The sequence below is a fragment of the Allobosea sp. TAF32 genome, assembly GCF_052113585.1.
GTDB lineage: Bacteria > Pseudomonadota > Alphaproteobacteria > Rhizobiales > Beijerinckiaceae > Allobosea.
On the sequence record NZ_JBFRDM010000009.1, the window covers coordinates 505,502 to 529,647 of the forward strand.

Here is a 24,146-nt window from a genome sequence, read left to right on the forward strand (position 1 = left end):
TGGAAAGCGGCGGCCGGGCGCATCGAGCGCGCCGGCCGTCGACTTCAGGCCGCGAGACGCTCGACGAGGGGGAAATCGACCTCGGTGCCGAGCGCTTCGTTGACGTAGTTGGTGAAGGTGTTGACAGCGACATGGCCGATGATTTCGAGGATCTCGGCATCGCTGTACCCGGCGGCCCGAACCTGATCGAGCGCGGCCGGGCCGACCGATCCCCGCGAGACCACCAGGGCCCGCGCGAAGGCGACCGCCGCAGCCGCCTTGGGATCCTGGGAGGTGCCCTCCAGATTGGCCGCAATCTCATCGTCGCTGAGCTTGGCGAACTTGCCGCCGAAATAGGTGTGCGCCGCCTGGCAGTAATCGCAGCCGTTGACGCCGGCCATCGCCAGCGCGATCCGCTCGCGAGTCGCCGGTGCAAGCTTGCCCTTGCCCAAGGCGGCCTGGAAGCCGGTGAGGCCCGTCAGAGCGGCGGTGCTGGTCGAAACCAGCCGGAAGATGTTCGGCACCGTGCCGATCTGCTTGCGGATCGTCTCGAGGATCGGTTGCGAGCCTTCGGGCGCCTCTTCGATCGTCGCGGGAGTCGGGATGTAGGACATGATGTTTCTCCTGTTTTGAAGGCGAGAGAACCGCTCTCGTCTGAGTTGAAGAATGATCGGTTGGGCCATCGTGTTGAATGCTCGAAAGGCGGAAGGGATTATTGCGCGCCAGACAGCAATGACGGCGGATGAGATTAGACCGCTAGCTGGATCCTGTTGTCGCCGCTCCCCTCCGGCTCGGCCGGAACGGTCGAGCAGAGCAGGATCTCGCCCTCTTCCAATGCGGCCGCAGGCTCCCGGACATAAGCGACACGGCCTTTGACGAGCTTGGTCCGGCATGTGCCGCAATGGCCCTCGCGGCAGCTGAATGCCGGCTCCAGCCCGCGCGCCTCGGCCAGTTCCAGGAGCGTGCCGGAGCCCGGCGTCCAGCGGGCTTCCTTGAGCGATTCCGTAAAGGCGACAGGAACCGCCTGCGTCGCGGGCTGTGGCCTGACAGCGATCTCGATCGGGGCTGCCGGAGCCGTGCGCTTGAGTGACGACGGTCCGAAGGCTTCGGCATGAATACGGTCGTCTGCGATGTTGAGGCCGCGCAGGCCATCATACAGGGCCTGGGTGAAGGACGGCGGACCGCAGAGGAAGAAGTCGTAATCGCCGAAGGGGAGGAAGCGACTCAGCGCAGCCACGTCCAGCCGGCCCGAGACGTCGTAATCACGCTCTGGCTCTGCATCGGTCGTATCACTGAGAAGGCGCACCAGCTTGACCGCACCCTGTGCAGCCGCGACCAACTCGGAAAGCTCGTGGTCGAATGCCCTATCCTTCTTGGTACGAGCGGCCTGGAATATGGTGACCGGCCGGATGCGCTGCTTGCGCACCCCCTCGTAGACGATGTGCCGGAGCATCGCGAGCAGCGGGGTGATACCGACGCCACCCGCCAGCATCACGACAGGACGTGTCGCTCGTGCGTCGATGGTGAAGGAGCCTGCAGGCGCGCGCGCCTCAATGGTATCGCCCACCCGCAGATTGTCGTGCAGATGGGTCGAGACCAGACCGTCGCGTCGCACGCTGATCCGGTAGACGCCATCTGAGGGTGCTGCCGACATGGTGTAGGTTCTCACCACAGGCTGCTCGGCGCCTTTGGGCGTCAGACGGATCGGGAGGTGCTGCCCGGCGAGGTGAGCGAGCAGTCCCGCTCCATCCGTGGGCTGCAGATAAAACGATCGGATCGAAGCGCTCTCGTCGACGATCCTCGCAATGCGCACTGGCCTCCAGCGCGTCGCCAGCTCCGCCGCCCGAAGCCGGTCGGCGGCCTGCTCCCAATCGCCGGTCATCAGCGAGTTCGCAGACCAGCCGTTCTGCCGGAAGTTCCAGCGCAGGGCGAGCGCGGCGCGGCGTCGGACGATCCGGCGCGCCTTGAAGGTCCAGAGCCGTTCGGCCCCCTGGAAGGCGGCGATCTCCGGCGAGTCCAGAACAAGCGCCGCGTCTCCCGTCAGTTGGAGCACATCGCCGGTTTCGAAATCGACGAACAGCAGCCCGGCCTTACCGTTCAGATGAATGTTGCCGAGGGTGGCGAAGAACAGGTTGCCGTCGAAATCCGGGATGGTCAGCGTTCCGTCCTCGCCGACGCGGACGAAGCCGGCCTTGCCGCCGCGGTGCGAGACGTCCACCTGGCGGCGATCTCCTCGATCGGCATAGGAGGCAACGAAGAACGCGTCCGCACGCTGTATCGTCTCGCGCGCAGCATCGTCCAGCGACGCCAGGCTCTCGGCAATCAACCCCGGCTGCATGTCGGGCTCCCGGCTGAACGAGAAATCCCGCAACTGTATATAGCGGGGGCAGTTGCCGAAGCTCTGGTCGACCGCGACGCTGAGGCCTGCGGCGGACGTCGAGACGAAGCCGTTCATGCGGTTGCGGCGGCGGGTATGCATTTCGATGCCGAGCAGCCCGATGGGAGCGCCATCCGCCATGCCCTCGGCCGCCGGATCGCCCGCGGCCGGATGTGCTGCGATATCGAGAACGGTCGGCGACGGTGACGACATGAAGCCGGGCCGCCCCTCGATGAACGTTGCCCAGGCATCCCCGGCAGGATCGACGCTGCCGAGCACGATGAAGGGCAGCTGCGCATAGAACTCGCGGTGCTGGTCCGGCATGAAGTCACGGACCACCCGTTGCCCGGCGACGGCCATGCGTTCGGCCATGCCGGCCTTTTCCTGCAGATACCGTTCTCCCTCATGCCATACAGGCAGCTTCGCGAGTGTCGTATCCATGTCCCCGCTCCTTCGAATGAAAGGTCCGGGCGCGCCGGCGGGCGCGCTCCGGCACATCGTCACGCAGCCAGGCCGACGGGGGTCTGCACAAAGGGTACGAACCCGGGCAGGGCCTCGACGCGCCGCAGAAACGCGTTGACATTCGGGTAGCCGGTCAGATCGACATTGCCTTCCGGCGCGCGGGCAACATAGCTGTAGATCGCCACGTCCGCGATGGTGGGGCCGTCGCCGACGAGCCAATCGCGACCGTCGAGCCGGCTCTCAAGCCTCGCCAGCAGCACATGAGCGCGGGCGATGACCTCCTCGGGGTTGTACTTGGCCCCGAATACCGTGATGAGCCGTGCGGCAGCCGGACCGTAGGCGACCTCGCCTGCAGCGACCGACAGCCAGCGCTGGACCGCGGCGGCGCCCTTTGCATCGTCTGGAAGCCAATCGTTCCGTCCTGCCTTCTTGGCCAGGTAGACGAGAATGGCATTCGAGTCGGCGATGGCGACCTCGCCGTCTTCTAGAGCGGGAACCTGACCGAACGGGTTTATCCGGAGGAAGTCGGGCTTCTTGTGCGCGCCGGCCTTGAGGTCGACCTCGACGAGTTCGTGCGGCAGCCCCAGAAGAGAAGCGAAGAGACGGGCGCGGTGGGCATGGCCCGAAAGGGGATGATGATAGAGCTTCACGGCTCACTCCTGCGATGATGGACGGGCCTGTTCCCGATCCGCATCGCCAAGGTGCCGCAGGTTTCACTCTTGCAGAATGCTCAAGCTCGGCAGTTCATTGTTACGCGACGTGGAAGAATGGCCGATTCACATGCGCCTGGCCATCCAGGCGAAACGCCCAATATTGGCCCGATATCGGCCGCTCGATCATGCCTGCGCGACGTTCCCGCTGAACATGCCGCCCTTGAAGACCGGAGCCGTGGTATCAGTGGTAAACAGAACGATGTCTGCGTCGGTAACCGCCGCGATGCCAGCCTCGCTGTCGCCAAGATGGTAGAGTTCTCCAGCATCGATCGCGAGGTCGCCGACGCGCACCTTGCCTGAGAAGACAAAGAGGAGACTGACGAAACCGGGCGCTATGACGTCGGGCAAAGCCAGAGTGTGACCGGCGTGCAAATGCGCATCTCGAACCCACGCTTGCGAACGAACTTCGAAAGCCGCTCCCTGCGGGGCAACGAGAAGCCGCCAGGCATCGTCGCTGCGCTCCGCATCCATCTCGTGGAACTGAACCTTCGGCTCCAGATCGCCCTCGCGCGGACGCAGGAAGATCTGGAGCGCCTGCGTGGGCTCGTCGCCCAGGACATGTTCCTCGTGCTGAAAGCTATGCCCGGCGTTCATCATCATCAAACGGCGGGGCGTCACCTCCTCGCGGTTGCCGACGGTATCGAGATGAAGCATACGGCCCGCCCTCTTGTAGGTGAAGATCTCGTCATCCTTGTGCGGATGCATTCCGATGATGTGTCCGGGCTGAATCTGAGCGCGGTCAATCCGGCCGATCGCGCCGATGCCGCTGTCGACCTCGTTCGACAGGGAGCCCGGATAGAACACCTTGATGCCGAAGCCGTGCTTCCAGTCGCCCCGTGTGATCGACGGCATGATTTTGGTCGGTTGCATGATGACACTCCTCAGGTCCGGGATGGACTTCTCGCCAGAAGAGGTAGCGTTGCTGTATGCGGGCGAGTAGCCACGTCTGACGGTCAGCTGAGTTTCGGCAAGAGGAACGCCATGGATGTCGACGATTTGAGGACCTTCGTTCAAGTCGCTGACGCCGGAGGGGTATCGCCTGCCGCGAGGCGTCTCGGCTTGGCCAAGTCGATCGTCAGCCGGCGTCTGGTGCGGCTGGAAGAAGAGCTGGGGGCACAATTGCTGGCGCGAACCACCCGCGGTGCGGCGCTGACCGAGGCCGGAGTGACGTTTCGGGAGCACGCCGCTCGGATATGTTCGGAGCTGGATGCCGCGCGCGAAGAGATCATGCCCTCGGGCGAACTGCGCGGACCGCTGCGATTGGCGGCACCGTCATCCTTCGGCCCCGAATATTTTGCGCCTGTCCTTGCCGAGATGGCGAAGCGCCATCCGCTTCTGCACGTCCACACTCTGTTCAACGACCGCTATGTCGATCTCATCAGCGAGGGCTTCGACTGCGGTATCCGGGTCGGCTATCTGCCGGACTCAAACCTGGTGGCGAGACGCATCGGCACGCTGCCCGTCAGGCTCTTTGCCAGCCCCGACTATGTGGTCGCCCATGGGGCACCATCGGTTCCCGCGGAGGTAGCCGGTCATTCGGCGGTGATGATCGGAACGGAGAGCTGGAAATTCGAACGCGACGGCACGGTCACGCAAATTCACCCGCATGGTCGCTTCAAGGCAGACAGCGCCGTGGCGATCGCCGAGGCGACCGCGGCCGGCATCGGGATCGCGGCACTGCCGCAGTTGATTGCCGAGCGCTATGTCGCGGCGGGCCGGCTGGTGCCGATCATGATCGAGTGGTCGCTGCCATCGGTTGGCATCTTCGTCGTGCGCCCGCCCGGTCAGCACCTCCCGCGCAAAGTGAGGGTGCTGACGGAAATCCTCATCGAGAGGATCGGGCCGGCTGCGAAATGACCTACCACTCGATGCCGATCTTGCCGAAATGGCCGGAGGACTGCTGAAAGCGGAAGGCTTCCGCAAGTTTGCCGAGCGGGAAACGCCGGTCCACCACCGGACGGATTCCGGTCACATCGATGGCGCGCACGAACTCCTGCTGCTGCCGCCGCGATCCGACGATCAAGCCTTGCAATCGCGCCTGCTTGGCCATCAGTGCGGCGGTCGGCACGTCGCCCGCGACGCCTGTTACAGTGCCGATAAGCGCGATGTGCCCGCCTACGCGGACCGCCGCGATCGAGTTGGCGAGAGTGCCGGCACCGCCCAGCTCAAGGACGTGGTCGACGCCCCGGCCACCGGTCCAATCCGCGACAGCACGGCCCCAACCCTTCACCTCCCGATAGTTGACGACATGGTCGGCGCCGAGGTCGCGTGCACGCTCAAGCTTCTCGCCGGACGAGGACGTGACGATCGCGGTCGCACCCATCGCCTTTGCGATTTGCAAGGCCCAAATAGAGACCCCGCCTGTGCCGAGCAGCAGCACGGTATCGCCAGCCTTTAAACCACCATCGGCTATCAGGGCTCGCCATGCCGTCAAACCGGCCGTCGTTATCGTCGCGGCCTCGACATGATCATAGTCGCGCGGCGCATGGGTGAAGGCGGTCGCGCGGGTGACAACGAACTCGGTCGCGAAGCCGTCGATCCCATCGCCGGGCGTGCGCGCGAAATTGCCGATCGTCGGCGCGCCGTCTTGCCAGTCGGGAAAGAAGCAGGAAACCACCCGGTCTCCCACTGCGAACTCGGTGACACCGTTTCCGACAGCCTCGACCGTTCCACCGGCATCCGCTAGCGCGATACGGCCAGCCTCCGCCGGCATGCGTCCCGTGACCACACCCAAATCGTGAAAGTTCAGTGAGCTACCGTGCAATGCGACACGGATCTCGCCTTCTCCGGGCTGGCCTGGGTCCGGCTTTTCGCTGAAACCCAGGGTCTCCAGGGTTGCCGGGGAACCAACGGTCATCGCCTTCATGGGGTGTTCCTTCGTTCAGGAGTTGCGGCGCCGCGCGGTAAATGACGGGGGAGCGAAGGGTTCGGTCGAACGCCAGAGAGGCCCATCGTCTTCGCCATGGCCATACGAGCAGGTACGATACCGCCCGGATGGCCATAGCTGAAAGCGGGCCGACGACATCGCTTCTCGGCCGGAAGGGCTTACGAGCGCGGCAAGTAGCGCTCAGTGATAAGCCAGGATGCCGGACAGGCGCTGGCCCAGTGGCGTGCTCCAGTCGACGGCCAGCTCCGAAATCAACTGGTCATGCGTTATGATCACCGCGCCCGCACGCTCCATCCGGCGCAAGGCGAGGTCGTCGCCATATTTGGTGTAGGAGGCCGAAGCATCTGCCGCCACCTGCACTTCGTAACCTTCGTCCAACATCTGCAGCACCGGGAAGAGGACACAGATCTCGGTCGTGATCCCTGCGACGATCAGCTTCTTGCGGCCAAGCGCCTTGACCGCAGCGTTGAAGCCGTCGTGATGCATCGCATTGACGATACCGGGCCGCTTGATGCGCTTCGCGTAAGCCTCCGGCAGGATCTGCTGAAGCTCGGGAATGAGCGGCCCTTGCGCATGATCTTCCATGCTGACGGTCAGAAGCACCGGGATATCGGCGCCGACCGCGATCTTCGCCAACTTCACAGCATTGGCCTTGACCAGATTGATGTCGTGGGAGTGGGTCCACGACATAGTGCCGACCTGATGATCGATCAGCAGCATCGCTGCATTCTCGGGAGTGTAAACATTCTTGTGCATGGTCGTTCTCCGCCGTCTCGATAAGTGGCAAGGCATAGGCGCCTCGCCCTGTCCTCAAGCACCGACCTCATGTCTTCTGCCGGGGACAAGGAGAAAATCGCCGCTCTCAACGAGGAACACTAGATTCGTAACGAGGACTTCTGCGTTCCTCAGGCAGGAACGCATCGGGCCACCGGAGGAGCTAAGCCCAAGCTGTTCAACTCACGGTAACGAACCAAAGCCTATCGCGCCCGGATCGGCCGCTTGCCTCCATGAGACCAACGCCAGTCTAAAGAAGGTCTGCTTTTGGGCGTCAGTCCAATGTCAGCATTTGGCGCTAGCCCGCTGTCGCCAATGGCAATTTCCCACCACCCTAACGGGGCCTTGGTCAGTTGAAGCGTGGATATCTACTCTCTGCTGAAGTCAGTACCTGAGGATGTAACTCCGTCCCCTCTTGCCGTCATGTGTTCAAGATCCAATCCCGGAACGCTGCGATCTTGGGCTGCTGCTGTCGGTTGTCCGGACAGACGAGATAATAGGCAAACTCCTCCATTCGAGCGGGCGGAAACAACTGGATCAAACGCTCGTCGCGCAGTTCATCCTCAAGCAGGGCAGCCGGGAGCAGTCCCGCGCCTTGACCGGCGAGCACCGCTTTTAGCAAGAGGCCGCTGTCATCGAAGGAGAGGCCACGCGCAGTCGTCCTTTCAGCAACGCCGTGCGTGTCAAACCACAGGCTCCAGCCCTTTCGTTCGGCATCGTGAACCTGCGGCCAACGCACGAGATCCGATGGCCGGTTCGGACGGCCGGCTCGGTCGATCAGATCGGGGGTGGCCACGGCGATCATCTCGACCGTGACGACGCGGTCGCTGCGAAGTCCGGGATATCGGCCCATCCCATGGCGGATCGCAACATCCGTGTCCGAGCGAGAAAAATCAACCAGTGCATTGCTGGTGACGATCTGCAGATCGATGCTGGGCTGCGCCGTTCGAAAGGATGACAATCGCGGCACCAGCCATGCCGATGCAAAAAAGGGCGTGGTGCTGACAGTGAGCAGCCCAGAATCCAGCTGGGCTGCGATCCGCTCGGATGCACCGGCGATCTGGCGGAATGCATTGCGTATCGATGGCAGATAATCGCGGCCCGCGTCAGTCAGAAAAATCCCTCGCGTCACCCGCTCAAAGAGCTTCACGCCGAGATTTTCCTCCAGAACCCGGATCATCTGGCTGACGGCCCCCGGCGTCACGCACAATTCTTCCGCGGCCAGTTTGATCGAGAGGTGGCGGGCAGCGGCCTCGAATGCCTTCAGCGCGTTAAGGGGAGGCAATCGACTCGGCATGAATTAGAAAATCTGATTCATCAGGGTTAAGTCTTCTGGTTTGTCCAAGCAGCGAGCGTCAGCATAATTCCCGCCGATATCAAGCGTCAATGCTGCAAGCAAGCCGCCAAGAATCGCATGAATTCTAAATCATAGACTGTCGTGCGTGGCCGCTGGAGAGGTTGGATCGGATGTCTTTCAACGTGGAGTTCTATGGTCTCACAGAGGTCGGAGAGCTTATCTCTCGCCGCGCCATCGCCTCAAAGGATGTCACCGAGGCGCTCCTTTCGCGCATTCGGCGTCTTGATGGTGAATTGCAGGCTTATGCAAGCGTCCTGGACGAGAGCGCCCTCCGCCAGGCGGAGGTTGCCGACCGCGAGATCGAGGCGGGAATCCACCGGGGCCCCCTCCATGGCGTTCCCATAGCCGTAAAGGACCTTTGCTGGATCAGGGGCGTCGCAACGGCGGCCGGCACCGTGGTCCATAAGGACTATGTGCCGGCGCGCGATGCGACCGTCGTGCGAAAGCTCATCGACGCAGGGGCAGTGCTGATCGGCAAGACCCAGCTCACCGAGGGGGCGTATTCCGACTACCACCCATCGATTCCGCCAGTGCAAAACCCATGGAACGGCGACTATTGGGCGGGCATCTCCTCCAGCGGATCAGCGGTCGCGACCGCCGCCGGCCTGTGCTTCGGCGCCATCGCGTCCGACACGGGCGGGTCGATCCGTTGGCCCTCGGCCGCCAACGGCGTCAGCGGCCTGAAGCCGACCTGGGGGCGCGTCAGCCGTTATGGGACATTCGACCTCGCTCCCTCGCTCGACCATATCGGCCCGATTGCCCGGAACGTGATCGACGTCGCGGCGATCCTCAATGTCATTGCCGGGCATGACCTCAATGACCCGACGACGAGCGTTCGTCCGGTTCCCGACTACTTGGCCGACGCAAGCGGGAATGTACGCGGCAAGCGTATCGGGATCGACCCGCACTGGAACTCCGAAGACGTCGACGATTGGACACAGGCCGCACTGACGGAAGCCTGCGCGATATTCTCGAACCTGGGCGCCGAGATCGCCGAGGTGTCATTTCCCGATGTCCGCCAGATCGTGGCGGACTGGACACCGAACTGCGCGGTTGAAGCGGCAGTTGCCCATCAAGCGCCCTATGCCCTCCATAAGGAACAGTATGGCGCCATCCTATCGTCCGTCATCGAGAACGGAATGGCCGTTTCGGGGATGGCCTATCAGGAAATCCTTCGTCGCCGCGCGGCATTCCGTGGCCAGGTCGAGGCCCTGCTATCATCGGTCGACGCCATCCTGACGCCCGTCCATCCTTTCGCGCCGCTCACGCTGAAGACGATCGCAACCCTTGGCGAGCAGCCGGAGCTGATCGCCAAGCTGCAACGCTACACCTGCCCCTTCAACATGAGCGGCCATCCAACGCTGGCCTTCCCCGGGAGCGCCTCGGTGGAAGGCATGCCCATCGGCCTGCAATTGATCGCTGCCGAGTTCGACGAAAGCGCGCTTCTTGCTCTCGGCGCAGCGTTTCAGGGCGCAACGTCCTGGCATCGTCGTCAACCGGGCCTCAGTGGCCCGAAGCGATCCTAAGGTCTTGGGAGCGGCCCGCATATCGCACGCCGAGACGGCTCGGCCCGCCAACAGAGGATAATCATGAACCTGGAAAGGCAATCGGCGATTTTTTACGGTTGGCTTGTGGTCGCCGCAGCCTTCGTCATAACCTTCGTCGGCTTCGGGAGCGCATACACATTCAGCTCGTTCCTGGACTCGCTCCAGCACGAGTTCGCGGCATCGCGCGGTTCGGTCTCGGCGGTTTTTTCGCTGGCCGGATTTATGTACTTCTCGCTCGGCATCGTTTCCGCGCCGCTCGCGGATCGAATCGGCGTGAAGGCGCTTTCCGCAATCGGAATGACGCTAGTCGGCCTCGGCCTCATTCTGGCCGGACAGGCGCAAACCATTCTCCAGGTCTATGCGGCCTATAGCATCGGTATCGGCGTCGGTGTCGGCTGTGCCTATGTGCCCACACTTGGCGCTGTGCAACGCTGGTTCGTCAAGCGCCGTGGTCTCGCATCCGGGTTGGCGGTCAGCGGCATTGGCGTCGGGACGCTCGTGATGCCGCCGTTCGCGCTTTGGCTGATCGCGGACATCGGCTGGCGGAACGCCTACACCACGCTCGGCGTCCTCGCGATCGTGGTCGGCCTGGCAGCGGCGTTCGTCATGGAGGACGAGCCTGGCCGCCGCGGCCTGCAGCCCGACGGCATCACACGTACCATCGTCGTTGGCTCCCTGCAGGCGGGCAATGATACGCCCGTGGGCCAAGCAATCCGGACGCGACGATTTGCGGGGCTCTATCTTGCGTCGTTCCTGAGCGCGCTTGGTGTCTTCGTACCGTTCGTGCATCTCGCGCCCTACGCGGTCGACCATGGTGTTCCCGCTTCGGCGGCAGTCTGGCTGCTTGGTGCCATCGGCATCGGCAGCACGATCGGCCGCTTCTTCCTCGGCGGCATCGCGGACAGGATGGGCCGCGAGAGCTTCCTGATCGCCATGTACATTGGCATGGCCGCCTCACTTCCGACCTGGATCCTTGGTGGCTCCTTGAGCCAGCTCATACTGTTTGCGTTGATCTTCGGTCTCTTCTACGGAGGGTGGGTCGCGATTTTGCCAGCAGTGGTCGCCGATCTGTTCGGTGCGCGTCATGCCGGCCGCATCATCGGGGTGCTCTATTCGAGCGTTGCCCTAGGCACGCTCGTTGGCCCAGGCGCGGCAGGCTTCATCTACGATCGCAGCCATAGCTACGTCATACCCATTGCCGTCAGCGCTCTCGCAAACGCCGGTGCCGCTGCCGTCATGTTTCTGGCGGCACGTCGAGCCTCCGCTGGCAGGGTGAGCAGATGAGCCAATCCATCCCACCCTATTGAGCCGCGGTGGAATTCGGTCGCCTTGGCCGCACCTCCGAACACTCCTTCGCAGTCTAACGCAGCGTATTTGGTGACCCGGAGCGCGCGCCCTTGAAGGGCGTCGCTATACGCGAACAGGTTCGGTTCCTTGTCCAAAATCTAAGAATGGCGTCCCCCCGGCAAGCGCGCTGACTATGGTCGACGGCATAAGATCTTGTCGATCGCCTTCCCTCGGGCGAGTTCATCGATGAGCTTGTCCAAGTAGCGGATTTCCCGCATCACTGGCTCGGCGATTTCCTCGACGCGGACACCGCAGACAATTCCCCTTATGCTGAGGCGCGCGGGATTGAGTGCCGGCGCCTGGGCGAAAAAGGTCTCATAGTCCGAGTTTTTCGCCAGCTGAGAGGCAAGTGCCTCTTGGCCGTAGCCGGTCAGCCAGTGGATGATCTGGTCGACCTCCACCTTCGTGCGCCCCTTCCTCTCCGCCTTGGCGACCAGAAGAGGATAAATCTTGGCAAAGCTCATTCTGTAGATGCGGTGCTGCGTCATCACTTGCTCTTTCCCGGCGCTGCTCGTGGCGTTTCCCGATGTCCATCTTCATATCGCGACCCTGCCGGGGGTTTGAGCTGCCCGGCCCAGGTAAGAGTTGCGTCGGACATGGTCACGAGATGATCGGCCGCTCAATGAGGGTGGGATTTTTCAGATCGACAAGGTGGCCGGTGCGCAATTGCTCCGGCTTGCCGGGCGGATGGAAAGGATAACGGAGGCAAAGAAGGCGACGAATCCGTCCACTCTCTAACAGCGTGTCCGCGACCATGCTCGCGGCGCGCCCGCCCATCGACTTGCCACCGATAACAAGCTCTCCCTGCCGAGCGCGTCGACGGCAGCGATATATCGCGGGTTTAGCTTTTCAGCGCGGGCCGACGGCATGCGCCCAACTGCGGTCCGCCGCCGCCATATAGTCGAACTCAAAGCGGGCAACGCGAAAGCCCTCTCCGGCTAAGGCATTTGCGGACGCCGTCATTGATCGCGAGCCCATCGGAGCTTCGGCCCCATGCGCCAGGAGGATCGTCACGTCGGCCTGGTCGGGGCCGTCGAAAAGAAACATTGCGCTGTCCCACGGGGCCGCTGTCAGCCGCAAACTTACCGCAGCAGATCTCCCGCGTCGGAGCCTTCCCAATGAGCAGTGGCGGCGACTCCTTCGGCACTGTTCGGCTTGCGGCCGGGCCCGTGCCTCTCTCTCAGGTCAGTGCCGGCTCTTCGGTTGCGTTGTCCAGATCTCTGCCCGCTTTCACACTGACCACTAGTGTCCATTGTTGGCGCACGCCTTTGAAAACAATCGTCTCCATGCTCAGCTTAAAGCTCGGCGACAATCCACCTCTTAAAGGCCACCATGGCGCCGGTTTCGGTCCGTGACCTCAATCGCGTCATCCAGTAGGCCCCGGTAACGATACCGACGTCGAGAGGCTGTACAATCCGACCGGAAGAGATATCGCGCGAGAACATCGCGGCGGGGACCAGCGCAACACCGAGACCTTGCGCTGCCGCTTCGACCAAGGCCAGCGAGTTATCGAAAATCCAGCCCCGCGCGACCGGCGGGGTCAGTCCCGCGGTAAGGAACCAGAGCGGCCATTCGTCCTGGCGGTATGAGCGCAGGAGGTGCTGGGCCAGCAGGTCAGCCGGAGTGCGGACTGACATGGCGAGGCCAGGGCTGCAGACCGGAGCGAGCGGGGCTTGCATCAGCTCGACCGCCTCTGTGCCGTGCCAGGCACCGTCACCGAAACGAATGAAAAGATCGAGGCCGTCGAGGAGCGTGTCGGCACGGTTGTTGTTCGTCTTGATCCGCACCTCGATCTGCGGGTGCCGCGCGTTGAAGTCCTGCAGGCGCGGCAGGAGCCACCCGAGGGCGAAGCTGCTGACCACGCCGATCGTGAGAATCTCGGCCGTGCCGCCGGTACGCAGTTGGTGCACCTTGTCGCTGACCCGACGTAGCGCATCCGTCAACACCGGCAGCAGCGCCTGCGCCTCCTCGGTCAGAGCGATGCCACGCGGCAAGCGCTCGAACAGCGTGAAGCCGAGATCTTTCTCAAGCAGCTTGATCTGATGGCTTATTGCGGTCTGGCCCACGCGCAGCTCCATCCCCGCCTTGGTCAGGCTACCGAGCCGCGCCGACGCTTCAAAGGCGCGCAGCGCGATGAGCGGCAATCTCGAAACATCCATCCAGAAGCCCCAATTTTATTCATATCAAATCTGAGTAACGATCATTTGGCTAGGGCCATGCGGCCTCGCTACCTCTGCGCCTCCCTCTGGAGACGCAACGCACATGACAACTCGCACCATTGATTTCCTTGCGGACCGGCGCTCATTCTTGATCGGCGCCGGCGCCACTCTAGTCGGCGCCGGGCATGCCGCGGCTGCTCCTGGGACTAGTCTCGATCTCAAGTCTCTTGAAGCCCGCCATGGAGGCCGTCTCGGGCTTTTCGCGACGCGGGACGGCCAGCGGGTCGGCTGGCGCTCAACCGAACGCTTCGCTTTCTGTTCGACATTCAAACTGTTTCTCGCAGCTTATGTGATGCAGACCGTGCAGCAGGGGCGCGATCGGCTAGACCGAGACGTCCCGATCACGGCTGCCGACATGGTGCCGCATGGGCCGGTCACGCAGCCGGCCATCGGCAGAACGCTCACGCTGGAAGAGCTGTGCAAAGCGACAGTCGAGGTTAGTGACAACCCCGCGGCAAATATTCTGATCCGCGAAATGGGCGGACTGGCTGCCTTCCAGCAGTGGTATGGCAGCATTGACGACCACGTCACGCGCGTGGATCGACTGGAAATTGAGCTGAATAGCGCCTTGCCCGGCGATATGCGCGATACCACGACGGCCGAGCAATATGTGGCCAACCTCGACCGCGTCTTGCGCGGCAACTTGCTTTCAGCGGCGCACCTGCAGTTGCTTACGCGTTGGATCACCGAGACACCCACCGGGGCCGGCCGGATCAAGGCCGGCGTCCCCGCCGGCTACACCGTCGGCCACAAGACCGGCACGGGCGCGCGGGGGACGCACAACAATATCGGCATCATTTGGCCGCCAAGCGGACCATCGATCCTGATCTGCGTGTTCTTCACGGGCGCACAAGACGCAACACCGGGCGCCATTGATGCCGTCGTAGCGGATGCGACGCGTCAAGCCATGAAGGCATTCGGGCTTCCATCTCGCTAGGGGAGCCGGTCGTCAGCATTCGCCGATATTTTCCGTGGCAAACTGCAACCACTGAGGTCGGGGTAACGGTTGTCGGTGGAAGTCGAATGCCCATTGATAGCGCACGATGGATGCGAGTCGAACGTGATCCACGATGATGCCCGCGCATGGATCACGCTGCGACAACCGCTATAATTGGAGGTACCACCGATGCATAATGGCTTTCACGCCTCAAATCGCGACCGGAAGCCCGTGCGATACGCGCTTTCAGAGAATGGTTCCTCGCGGAGATTGATCCCGCCGCAGAATAGCTGGGTCGATTATAACTAAACGAGGAAAGAGCCACCTGCTTGCAGAGTGTTGCACGGGAACGCTGACCGGCATGGCGGGACAGCAGCTTCTTCATCCGAGGCGTATCGCGCCGGACTTACCAGGAAGCCAGACGCTGATGCATTTCTCCGATACCAGCACATTCGCTCGTCAGATCCACTTGCACGCGGCCAAGGCGGATGGGCCCTATGTGATTGCGCTCGACGGACGCAGCGGCGTGGGCAAGTCGACTCTGGCAGCGCTGCTAGCAGATAAGGTGGGAGCGGCGCTCATTGAGGGTGACGACTTCTTTGCCGGCGGCACTGGGTTGCGATCAGATGCCCCCGCCATCCGCGCTGCCGACTGTATCGACTGGCCCCGCCAGCGCGCTGTGCTGGGCGCCTTGCGGCAGGGTCGCGCTGCCAGTTGGCGCGCGTTCGATTGGGAAGCTTTTGACGGCAGGTTGCAGTCAAGCGTGTCTGAGCTTTCACCGCGATCCGTCGTTATCCTCGAGGGCGTCTATTCGGCTCGGCCGGAACTCGCGGACCTCATCGACATGAAAGTTCTCGTGACAGCTTCAGACGCTTTCCGCAAAGCAAGACTGCTTGTGAGAGAGGGCATTATAGGTCCCTGGGAGCGCCAATGGCATGAAGCCGAAGAGCACTACTTCCGTGAGGTTATGCCCCTGGTCCGGTTCGATGCGGTCTTCGACGCGGCCAATTCGGATGATTGACCGTGATTGGACCTGATGAAGCTGCTGAAAAATTGTGGCAGAGATCCCTGCGCTGACACGCGAACCGGCTCGACGAGCTTTTGTCTCGACCGGCACCGCGGAATGTCGGCTTTCTGGCAGAGTTGCAAGTTCCGCTTATGGCGCGTTTCGGTCCCGCCACTCGGAGGCTTTCAAAACTCCTTGGGACCGGGCATGCACCTCAACTCCGCTGGCCGTGACGCGATGCAGAGGCCACGCTCCATCAAGCTTGCCGCACCGCATTCAATGCGGGCCCGACGTTCCGTGTCAGGACGGAATGAATCTGGGCGATGACGGCGGCGCCTTCGCCAACGGCGGCGGCGACCCGCTTGGTCGAACCGGCCCGCACGTCTCCGACGGCGAAGATGCCTGGGCAACTGGTTTCGAGCGGCAGCCGCTCGCCGTCGCCGGCGCGCTCCCCCGTGAGAACGAAGCCCTTTGCGTCGAGCGCCACACAGCCGTCGAGCCAGTGCGTATTGGGATCGGCGCCGATGAACAGGAAGAGGTGGTGTGATGTGCACTCCCGGATCGCACCTGTCCGGCGGTCCCGAAACCTCGTCCCGGTCAGGCCAGTCGCCCGGTCGCCGTGCAAATCGACGATTTCGCTGTCCACATGGAGTTCGACGTTGGGCAAGGCCGCGATCCGATCGATCAGGTACCGGGACATGGTCTGCTCGAGGGGGCGGCGCACCACCAGGTGCAGATGCCTGACCTGCGGCGCGAGATAGGCAACCGCCTGGCCCGCCGAGTTTCCTCCGCCAACCAGGACGACATCCTCGCCGGCACACAACCGCGCCTCGACGGGCGATGCCCAGTAGGAAACGCCCGCCCCTTCCAGCGCTTCGATGTTGGGAATGTCGGGCTGCCTGTAACGCGCTCCGGAGGCGATCACGATGGTGCGCGACCGCGCGGTGCCTCCATTGCTGAGCTCGAGGGTGAACGGGGCTTCCGCATCCGCTCCGTGACAGCGGAGCAATTCGACGGTCAGCGGAATGGCAAGCTCGGCGCCGAACTTCGCCGCCTGATTGAACGCCCGGCCCGCGAGGGCTTGTCCGGAGATGCCGGTCGGAAAGCCGAGATAGTTTTCGATCCGGGCGGACGCGCCCGCCTGGCCGCCGAAGGCGCGGCTGTCCAGGACCAGGACCGACAACCCTTCGGATGCGCCATAGACGGCAGTGGCAAGCCCGGCTGGCCCGGCCCCGATGACCGCCACGTCATGGACAGTCTTCGGATCGAGATCCGGCGTGATGCCGAGACAGGTCGCGGCATCGGCATTGCTCGGGCTTCTGAGCAATGTGCCGTTCGGGCAGATCATCAGCGGCAGGTCTTCGGGGGCGACGCCGAGCCGTTCGACGAGTTCGCGCCCCTCCGGCTCGCACGCGGCAATGACGGTGTGGGGGTAGCCGTTGCGGGTGAGAAAACCCGACAACCGGACGATGCCCGGATCATCCCGGCGTCCGACCTGGATTGATCCTGCGCCGCCGGTCTGCCCCTCCTCGATCAGCATGACGCGCCGGAGGATGAAGGCGCGCATGATCGTTTCACCGACATCCGCCGATCCGATGACGAGCGCGCGGAGATGCGGCGCATCAAAAGGGATCGCGACCGCACCAGCATCCCCCGCCACGACCGACATGAGGGATGGACGGCCCGAGAGCTGATTGGTCTCGCCGGTGAACTGGCCGGGACCGTAGGTCGTGACCAGCGACGACCGGCCGGCCGCGCCGCGTCGGATCGCGTCAGCCGAGCCATCGAGAATCAGCCAGCAGGGGGCGTCGCGGGCGCCGATCTCGTAGACGACCTCACGCGGACCGAAGCGGCGCGGTGCGCCGCTGGCGAAGCGACGCGACGTCGCAATCTGAAGGGCGGACAGTGTCGGAAAAATCTGCTCTCGCCGAGCATCGCCGATTGCCATGGGGTGACCTCCGTATCGGGCCTATGCCACTTCTCGCGCGCGACGCCATCCGACCAGATGAGGAGCTTGACCGCAATCACGCCGGCGCGAACTGCGGCGCCTTCGGCAAGATGGGCGCGAAGACCAGAAGGGCCAGGAGCGTCGGCCCGAAGCTCGCCCATACAGCGGACAGCGGGCCGTAGCCGGCCGCAATCGTCACGCTGCCCGCCCAGGCGCCGATGGCGTTGGCGATATTGAGCGCCGCGAGGTTCATGGCCCCCATCAGCGTGAGCGCCTCCGGAGCGAAGCCCGTCAGGCGCACCCGCACTCTCTCGACGCATCGTCGGCTCCTACGAGCGGCAGAGGTCGATATGTCCCGATCTCAGGCTTCTTTGTCCGTCAGTGAATCCGGATTGGCTTTACTGCTCTTTGGAGCAAGTTTTTCGAGGCCACCGTCATGTCTTATCCAGGTTCCACCGAGAGCCGCCGCACGGTCCTGACCGCAGCGGTCGGTATAGCGGCAGCCGCAATTCTTCCGGCTCCCGCCTTCGCTACTCCCTTCTCCACTGTCCAAGCATCGAAAGGAACACATGCCATGAGCGCCGCTTACGTCACCACCAAGGACGGCGTGGAGATCTTCTACAAGGATTGGGGACCGAAGAACGCCCAGCCCATCGTCTTCCACCATGGCTGGCCGCTGTCATCGGACGATTGGGACGCGCAGATGCTATTCTTCCTTCACAACGGCTATCGCGTGGTGGCGCATGACCGGCGTGGTCATGGTCGCTCATCGCAAGTCAGCGAAGGGCACGACATCGACCATTATGCTGCGGACGCCTCCGCGGTGGCCGAGCACCTGAATCTGCGCAATGCCGTGCATATCGGCCACTCGACCGGTGGCGGCGAGGTCGCGCGCTATGTCGCCAAGTTCGGTCAGCCGCAGGGCCGCGTGGCCAAGGCGGTTCTCGTGTCGGCTATCCCGCCGATCATGGTGAAGACCGAAAAGAATCCCGAAGGACTGCCCATGGCGGTGTTCGACGGCTTCCGTTCCGCGCTCGCGGCCAACCGCGCGCAGTTCTTCCTCGATGTGCCGACCGGGCCGTTCTACGGCTTCAACCGGCCGGGCGTGACGCCGATCCCGGGCACGATCCAGAACTGGTGGCGCCAGGGCATGATGGGTTCGGCCAAGGCCCACTACGACGGCATCAAGGCGTTCTCCGAGACCGACCAGACCGAGGACCTGAAGGCCATTAACGTGCCGACGCTGGTGATGCACGGCGACGACGACCAGGTCGTGCCCTACGAGGATGCCGCCCTCAAGGCAGTGAAGCTGCTGAAGAACGGCACGCTGAAGCTCTACAAGGGCTATCCGCACGGCATGCTCACGACCCATGCCGACGTGATCAATCCGGATCTGCTCGCCTTCGTGAAGGCCTGATGAAGCGGTGCCTCGGCACTCGTGCCGAGGCACCTGCCAGGAGGGCTGTTGCATGAAGCTTTATGTCCATCCGGGTGCGAGCTCGCTCTCGGTGCACATCCTATTGCGCGAGATCGGGGAGCCCTTCGATCTCGAGGTCGTCAACGTGACGGCAAAGCAGCGGGCGGACGGCTCGGATTATCGCGACGTGGCTCCCAGAGGCATGGTGCCGCTGCTGGAGCTTCCCGGTGGCGAGCGGCTGACCGAGAACATGGTGATCGCGCAATTCATCTGCGATCGGGCGGAGCGACGCGATCTCATGCCTGCTCCCGGCACCATGGCGCGCTACCGGGTCATGGAGTGGCAAAGTTTCGTCGCCGCCGAGCTGCACAAGAGCTTCATCCCGCTCAACTGGAAGATCGACGCGCCGATGCGCGAGCTCGTCCTCGCCCGCATCCGGGGACGTCTCGCCTTCGCCGAACAAGGGATGGTTGGCCCGTTCCTCACCGGTGAAACCTTCACCGCTGCCGACGCCTATCTCTTCGTCATCGCCAGCTGGACGCGCTTCTACGGCATAGCGCTCGACGCCTATCCCCGGCTGGCGGCTTTCCTTCGGCTGGTCGGAACGAGGCATTCGGTCAAGGCCGCGCTTCACGCCGAAGGACGCGGCATGGTCAGCCTCGACGATCCGACACCGGCACCCTGAGCGTCCATCCGCCGACACAAACCCGAACAACTTTCGAGCGGCTGCGCAGGCGCCACCGCTTTCGGAAGGGCTCATCTTCATTCGAAGCGAAAGGAACCGACCATGCCTGATACTCTCGAACGGACTCCGACGCGCTATATCGATAGCGGCGGTGTGCGCTTCGCCTATCGCCGGCTCGGGCCGGAGGCGGGTATTCCGCTCGTTTTGCTGCAGCACTTCACCGGCACAATGGACGCGTGGGATCCGGCGGTGGTCAATGCGCTGGCGGCGCGGCGGCCGGTGATCGCCTTTAACAATGCCGGCGTCGGCACCTCCTCCGGCGAAACACCTGACAGCGTCGAGCAGCAGGTCACCGATGCCGAAGCCTTCATCGCAGCGCTCGGCCTGAAGCAGGTCGATCTCCTTGGCTTCTCGCTCGGCGGCTTTCTGGCCCAGGTGATGGCGACGCGCGGCGCGGTCGATGTCCGCCGGATGATCCTCGCCGGTACGGCTCCGCGCGGCGGCGAGGAGCATCTGCTGCAAGTGGTCGAAGAGGCCTTCGCCCGGAACGCACGCGACGTCAGGCTTCCCCTCTTCTTCACGCCGTCCGAAGCCAGCCAGGCCGCCGGCGCCGCCTTCATCGACCGCGCCGGCGCCCGGACGAGCGACCGTGATCCGGACCGGGGCGAGGCCGTCAGCAACCCGCAGGCGCAGGCCATCATCCGCTGGTGCGCGGAGCCGGACCCGGATCACGCCTCGCTCAGGGCGATCCGACAGCCGACGCTCATCGTCCATGGCAGCGACGACACGATGTTCCCGTCGATCAATGCCTACGAGATGTTCAAGAACATGAGCAGCACCACGCTGATTATCTATCCGGATTCAGGCCACGGCGCGCTGCTCCAGTATCCGGAAACATTCGTTTCGCATGTCGAGACCTTTCTCGGCGCCTGAACTACACAGCAAACGACAGGATGACGACATGGACGCTCTGGCACGGAAGATCATCGATGCCCATGGCGGGCTCGACAGATGGAAGAATTTCACCACCTTGACCGCCCACCTTCGGCAGGGCGGCGTGCTCTGGCCGCTCAAGGGGCATGGCGGCAAGCTAGACGAGACGAACGTCACGGTCGGGCTCGGGCGGGAGTGGGCTTCTCATTCGCCGTTCGGGCCGGAGGGCAAGGTGACCCGCTTCGAGCCGGGCCGCGTCGAGATCAGGGACGCCGCCGGGAAGATCGTCGAGGAGCTGGACGAGCCTCGCGCCTCCTTCGCCGGGCATACGCTCGAAACACCATGGACAGAGCCTCAACTGGCCTATTTCGCCGGGATTGCGATGTGGACCTATCTCAACATGCCGTTCCTGCTGGCTGCGCCCGGCGTCGTCAGCCGATCCGTCGGGGAGTGGCGGGAGAAGGGTGAGACCTGGCAGAAGCTCGAAGTGGCGTTTCCCTCCGACATCGCCACGCACAGCACCGTGCAGACGCTCTACGTCGACGATGCCGGCTTGCTGAAGCGTCACGACTACGATGTCGAGATCGCCGGGAACACGCCGGGCGCACACTATATCGGCAGCTATGTCGAGGTGCAGGGTCTCCGCTTCCCGACCGAGCGGCGCATCTACCCGCGTCAGCCGGATGGAACCTCGCTTGCCGAGCCGCTGGTCGTCTCGATCGACCTTTCGGACATCCGGCTGGCCTGATTCCGCAGCAGGGCCGCTGCCTCTATGCCGCGGCCCTGCGCATGATCCGCTCGCCAATGGTTCGCCCACTCCGGTGCACGACTCCGGATCCGGGCTATTTGAACCAGACGCCCGCCTTCACCGCAGCGAACATCGCCAGCCCATAGGCCAGGAGTGCGAGCGCCAGCGAGGCGAAGAAGGCTTCGAGCGAACCCGTGAGCCGCAAGACAAGCCAGCCGCCGAGCAGTGCGACGACGAGGCGAAGCGCGCCGGCGCCCAGCGGCCAGAGCAGCTTTCCCGCGCCCTGGCTGGCAAAGTAGAGCGACAGTCCGAGCCCGAAAAAGCCGTAGAAGGGGCCGACGATCCGCAGATAGGCGCTGCCGGTCGCGATCATCGCGGGCTCGGCGCTGAACAGCCCGAGCCAGGCGGCGGGAAACAGCGCGGCCACGATACCGATGACTTCGGTGATCGCGAAGGACAGGCCCGCTCCGCTCAGCCCGATCTCCAGTGCCCGCTCGCGCTGGCCCGCGCCGATATTGGTGCCGACGAGCGCGACCATCGGCGCGCCGATGCCAAAGATCACTGGGACCAGCAGATATTCGAGCCGGACGCCTGTCCCGAAGCCCGCGACCGCATCCACCCCGGCCGCGGCGGCGACGATCGCGGTCGCGCCAGCGACGATGAGGTTGGTCTGGAGCGACTGCAGCGCCGAGAGCGCGCCGACTTTCAGGATGCCGGCGAGCGGCTCCCAATGCAGGCGCACCCAGTGGAACCGCGCCGGGTTGCGCCCCGAGAGGACGTACCACGCCATGGCGAGCGTTCCGCCGGCGTAGAAGGTGAGCAGCGCCACCCCTCCTCCCGCGATGCCGAGAGCCGGAATGGGGCCGAAGCCGAAGATCAGTAGGGGCGAGATCGGGATCAGCAGGGCGACTCCGACACAGCTGACGATGGCCGGGAATGCCATGTTGCCCGTGCCGCGGATCACGCTGGCGAGCCCGTTCATCAGCCAGATCAGGCCATTGCCGGCGAAGACGACGCCCGAATAGGTCAAGGCCGCCTCGAGATCGCCGCCGGAGCCGCCGAGCAGACGATAGATCGGCCGGCCGAAGATGAGGAACAGGGCCGAGAAGCCGAGGCCGAGGGCGAGGTTCAAGACGATCGCGTGCAGGACGAGAGCGTCAGCCCGTGCGCGCTGTCCGGAGCCGAGCGCACGCGCCACGGCCGAGGAAATGCCGCCGCCGATCGCGCCGTTCGAGAGCATCGTCATCAGCATGACGGTCGGGAACACGAGCGCCATGCCCGCCAGCGCCTCCGTCCCGAGCTTGGCCACGAACCAGGTCTCGATCAGCCCGCTCGATGCCTGGGCGAGCATGATGAGCACGTTCGGCCAGGCCATCCGGACCAGCAGCGGCAGCACGGGCGCTTCGAGCATGCGTCTGGTGCGCGGATCGACGGGCACAGCCGACCCCGCGCGGTTCGCGAGCTCGGCCGAGGAACCGGGCAGTGAGCCGGGCGCCCCCGGCGCAGAGGCGTCGTCACCGCGTCGCATGGGCTGCCCCGCGTCGATCGAGCATCATCGCCACCAGTTCAGCCAGCGCCGCCATCGCGCCGATGGCCCAGACCGCGCCGATACCGATGATACCGGCACCGATCGCCGATCCGATGGAGAAGCCGAGATACGTGGTCGAGGTGTTGAGCGCGAGCGCAACGGATGCCTCCGAGACTGGCCCGGCCGCGATCAGCCGCGCCATCTGGGCAGGAAACAGCGACCACACGCTGAAGCCCCAGGCCGCGATGGCAGGGAGCGCGACTACGAGAGCCCCTGCCGGCGCCAACAACGTCGCAACGGCGAGAGCTGCAAAGGAGATTGAAAGAGCGATGAGAGAGCTCCGCACCACCCGGTTCGATCCGAAGCGGTCGTTCAGCGTGCCGCCGACCGTGACGCCGATCGCTGCGGCGAGGCCCCACATCGAGACCGTCGCGCTGATTCCGGTGGCACCGAAACCGAGCACCGCCTTCAGATAGGGAGCGATGTAGGGGTAGGCCGTGAAGGCGCCGATCGCCCAGAACAGGCTTACGGCGAGGAGGCGAAGGATCGCAGGGCGCCGGACCACCCCGAGCCGTTGCTTCAGGCTCGCCACCGCAATCCCGAACCCGGCGTCGGAGCGAATCCCGAGACCGATTCCGACGATCGCGACGAGTCCCATCGCAGCCACGGCGAGAAAGGTGGTTCGCCAGCCGAAAGCATGGCCGACGATGGCGCCGAGAGGCAGGCCGAGCGCGATGGCGATCGTCATGCCGCCGCTGACGATGGCGAGCGCACGTCCGCGCTTGCCCGCAGGTACGATGACTCCCGCCAGCGAGTTCGCTCCCGGAATGTAGAGCCCCGACGCGACCGCCATCATGATGCGGGCGAGCATCAGCGCCGCGAAGGACGAGGAGTGCGCTGCGATGAGGTTCCCGGCGGTGAAGATCGCCATGGCGAGAAGCAGCGTATCGCGCCGCCGCAAGCTCGCGGTCAAGACGGTCGAGATCGGCGAGCTTACGGCAAGGACGAGCGTGAAGACGACGACCAGCGTGGCCGTCGCCGAGAGGCTCATCCCGAGGTCGTCGGCGATGGTCGGCAGAAGCGGCGCGATCATGAACCCTTCGGTTCCGATGGCGAAGGTGCCGAGCGCGAGAAAGGCCGGGGGCAGAAGAGAGCCTTCCTCAACCGGCTTCGACGCCATCGCTTCGACGGCGGCGGGGGCCTTAGCCGCGGAGGATAGCGGCTTGTCATGAATCATCGAGAGCGCTCCAAACGCCGCAGGCTCCCCCTGCCGGACCGACAT

Annotated in this window: 22 protein-coding genes and 1 pseudogene; 9 read left to right on the plus strand and 14 right to left on the minus strand. The window is 64.1% G+C overall.

The annotated features are described in order from the left end of the window. Positions 1-44: 44 nt before the first annotated feature. The 4 genes from AB4Z16_RS22195 to AB4Z16_RS22210 form a co-directional block, all read right to left on the minus strand. Positions 45-593, minus strand: a complete 549-nt coding sequence (locus tag AB4Z16_RS22195) for a carboxymuconolactone decarboxylase family protein (protein WP_142022874.1) — start codon at positions 591-593, stop codon at positions 45-47. Positions 594-727: 134 nt separating this feature from the next. Beyond that, positions 728-2,797, minus strand: coding sequence for a 2Fe-2S iron-sulfur cluster-binding protein (locus tag AB4Z16_RS22200; protein ID WP_142022875.1), 2,070 nt, complete (start codon positions 2,795-2,797; stop codon positions 728-730). Between the two features lie 59 nt (positions 2,798-2,856). Beyond that, complete coding sequence (locus tag AB4Z16_RS22205) at positions 2,857-3,468, minus strand: glutathione S-transferase family protein (RefSeq protein WP_142022876.1); 612 nt, start codon at positions 3,466-3,468, stop codon at positions 2,857-2,859. Positions 3,469-3,654: 186 nt separating this feature from the next. Further along, positions 3,655-4,545, minus strand: a complete 891-nt coding sequence (locus AB4Z16_RS22210) for a pirin family protein (RefSeq protein WP_441513501.1) — start codon at positions 4,543-4,545, stop codon at positions 3,655-3,657. Here AB4Z16_RS22210 and AB4Z16_RS22215 point away from each other — a divergent pair. Further along, positions 4,513-5,388 carry a LysR family transcriptional regulator gene (locus AB4Z16_RS22215; protein WP_441513502.1) on the plus strand — a complete coding sequence of 292 codons (876 nt, stop codon included), beginning with the start codon at positions 4,513-4,515 and terminating at the stop codon, positions 5,386-5,388. The two genes, AB4Z16_RS22210 and AB4Z16_RS22215, sit on opposite strands and share 33 nt — an antisense overlap. A gap of 1 nt (position 5,389) precedes the next feature. Here the strand turns inward: AB4Z16_RS22215 and AB4Z16_RS22220 are convergent, their stop codons facing one another. The 3 genes from AB4Z16_RS22220 to gcvA form a co-directional block, all read right to left on the minus strand. Further along, positions 5,390-6,397: a zinc-dependent alcohol dehydrogenase family protein gene (locus AB4Z16_RS22220; protein WP_142022879.1), complete on the minus strand. Its 1,008-nt coding sequence runs from the start codon at positions 6,395-6,397 to the stop codon at positions 5,390-5,392. A gap of 201 nt (positions 6,398-6,598) precedes the next feature. Then, entirely contained in the window at positions 6,599-7,174 is a 576-nt protein-coding gene (locus tag AB4Z16_RS22225) for an isochorismatase family protein (RefSeq protein ID WP_142022880.1), read from the minus strand. Between the two features lie 439 nt (positions 7,175-7,613). Continuing rightward, entirely contained in the window at positions 7,614-8,489 is an 876-nt protein-coding gene (gene gcvA / locus AB4Z16_RS22230; protein WP_061971254.1) for a transcriptional regulator GcvA, read from the minus strand. Positions 8,490-8,659: 170 nt separating this feature from the next. Between gcvA and AB4Z16_RS22235 the strand changes: the two genes are divergently transcribed. Both AB4Z16_RS22235 and AB4Z16_RS22240 read left to right on the plus strand, forming a co-directional pair. Continuing rightward, positions 8,660-10,075: an amidase gene (locus AB4Z16_RS22235; RefSeq protein ID WP_142022881.1), complete on the plus strand. Its 1,416-nt coding sequence runs from the start codon at positions 8,660-8,662 to the stop codon at positions 10,073-10,075. A gap of 63 nt (positions 10,076-10,138) precedes the next feature. After that, positions 10,139-11,380 (plus strand): MFS transporter, encoded by a 1,242-nt coding sequence (locus AB4Z16_RS22240; RefSeq protein WP_061971250.1) that lies wholly within the window; start codon positions 10,139-10,141, stop codon positions 11,378-11,380. Between the two features lie 194 nt (positions 11,381-11,574). Here AB4Z16_RS22240 and AB4Z16_RS22245 read toward each other — a convergent pair whose 3' ends face one another. The 3 genes and pseudogenes from AB4Z16_RS22245 to AB4Z16_RS22255 all read right to left on the minus strand — a co-directional run bounded on the left by AB4Z16_RS22245 (position 11,575) and on the right by AB4Z16_RS22255 (position 13,602). Then, positions 11,575-11,931, minus strand: coding sequence for a DUF2200 domain-containing protein (locus AB4Z16_RS22245; RefSeq protein ID WP_061971248.1), 357 nt, complete (start codon positions 11,929-11,931; stop codon positions 11,575-11,577). A gap of 112 nt (positions 11,932-12,043) precedes the next feature. Further along, positions 12,044-12,490 (minus strand): annotated as a pseudogene (locus AB4Z16_RS22250) (alpha/beta hydrolase family protein). A gap of 248 nt (positions 12,491-12,738) precedes the next feature. Beyond that, complete coding sequence (locus tag AB4Z16_RS22255; protein ID WP_061971247.1) at positions 12,739-13,602, minus strand: LysR family transcriptional regulator; 864 nt, start codon at positions 13,600-13,602, stop codon at positions 12,739-12,741. A gap of 103 nt (positions 13,603-13,705) precedes the next feature. Here AB4Z16_RS22255 and bla point away from each other — a divergent pair, with 103 nt between their 5' ends. Together bla and AB4Z16_RS22265 are read left to right on the plus strand one after the other, a co-directional pair. Then, on the plus strand, positions 13,706-14,599 hold the full coding sequence (gene bla / locus AB4Z16_RS22260) for a class A beta-lactamase (RefSeq protein WP_082617698.1): 894 nt from the start codon (positions 13,706-13,708) through the stop codon (positions 14,597-14,599). A 361-nt stretch (positions 14,600-14,960) separates the two neighbouring features. Further along, positions 14,961-15,620 (plus strand): uridine kinase family protein, encoded by a 660-nt coding sequence (locus AB4Z16_RS22265; RefSeq protein ID WP_142022882.1) that lies wholly within the window; start codon positions 14,961-14,963, stop codon positions 15,618-15,620. A 241-nt stretch (positions 15,621-15,861) separates the two neighbouring features. On the opposite strand, the gene AB4Z16_RS22270 is transcribed toward AB4Z16_RS22265, so the two are convergent. Both AB4Z16_RS22270 and AB4Z16_RS22275 read right to left on the minus strand, forming a co-directional pair. Then, entirely contained in the window at positions 15,862-17,553 is a 1,692-nt protein-coding gene (locus tag AB4Z16_RS22270) for an FAD-dependent oxidoreductase (protein ID WP_441513503.1), read from the minus strand. 76 nt (positions 17,554-17,629) lie between these two features. Next, positions 17,630-17,854: a hypothetical protein gene (locus tag AB4Z16_RS22275; RefSeq protein ID WP_441470829.1), complete on the minus strand. Its 225-nt coding sequence runs from the start codon at positions 17,852-17,854 to the stop codon at positions 17,630-17,632. 273 nt (positions 17,855-18,127) lie between these two features. Between AB4Z16_RS22275 and AB4Z16_RS22280 the strand changes: the two genes are divergently transcribed. From AB4Z16_RS22280 to AB4Z16_RS22295, 4 genes are all read left to right on the plus strand, one after another. Continuing rightward, positions 18,128-18,970: an alpha/beta fold hydrolase gene (locus tag AB4Z16_RS22280; protein ID WP_441470828.1), complete on the plus strand. Its 843-nt coding sequence runs from the start codon at positions 18,128-18,130 to the stop codon at positions 18,968-18,970. 52 nt (positions 18,971-19,022) lie between these two features. Next, positions 19,023-19,655 carry a glutathione S-transferase C-terminal domain-containing protein gene (locus AB4Z16_RS22285; RefSeq protein WP_441470827.1) on the plus strand — a complete coding sequence of 211 codons (633 nt, stop codon included), beginning with the start codon at positions 19,023-19,025 and terminating at the stop codon, positions 19,653-19,655. 102 nt (positions 19,656-19,757) lie between these two features. Then, positions 19,758-20,588 (plus strand): alpha/beta fold hydrolase, encoded by an 831-nt coding sequence (locus AB4Z16_RS22290; protein WP_441470826.1) that lies wholly within the window; start codon positions 19,758-19,760, stop codon positions 20,586-20,588. 28 nt (positions 20,589-20,616) lie between these two features. Then, entirely contained in the window at positions 20,617-21,336 is a 720-nt protein-coding gene (locus AB4Z16_RS22295) for a hypothetical protein (RefSeq protein WP_441470825.1), read from the plus strand. Between the two features lie 94 nt (positions 21,337-21,430). On the opposite strand, the gene AB4Z16_RS22300 is transcribed toward AB4Z16_RS22295, so the two are convergent. Together AB4Z16_RS22300 and AB4Z16_RS22305 are read right to left on the minus strand one after the other, a co-directional pair. Continuing rightward, positions 21,431-22,864 carry an MATE family efflux transporter gene (locus AB4Z16_RS22300; RefSeq protein ID WP_441470824.1) on the minus strand — a complete coding sequence of 478 codons (1,434 nt, stop codon included), beginning with the start codon at positions 22,862-22,864 and terminating at the stop codon, positions 21,431-21,433. Next, a complete protein-coding gene (locus AB4Z16_RS22305; RefSeq protein WP_441470823.1) occupies positions 22,851-24,101 on the minus strand; it encodes an MFS transporter in 1,251 nt (416 codons plus the stop codon). Before AB4Z16_RS22305 ends, AB4Z16_RS22300 begins: the two co-directional genes overlap by 14 nt. Positions 24,102-24,146: the final 45 nt, after the last annotated feature.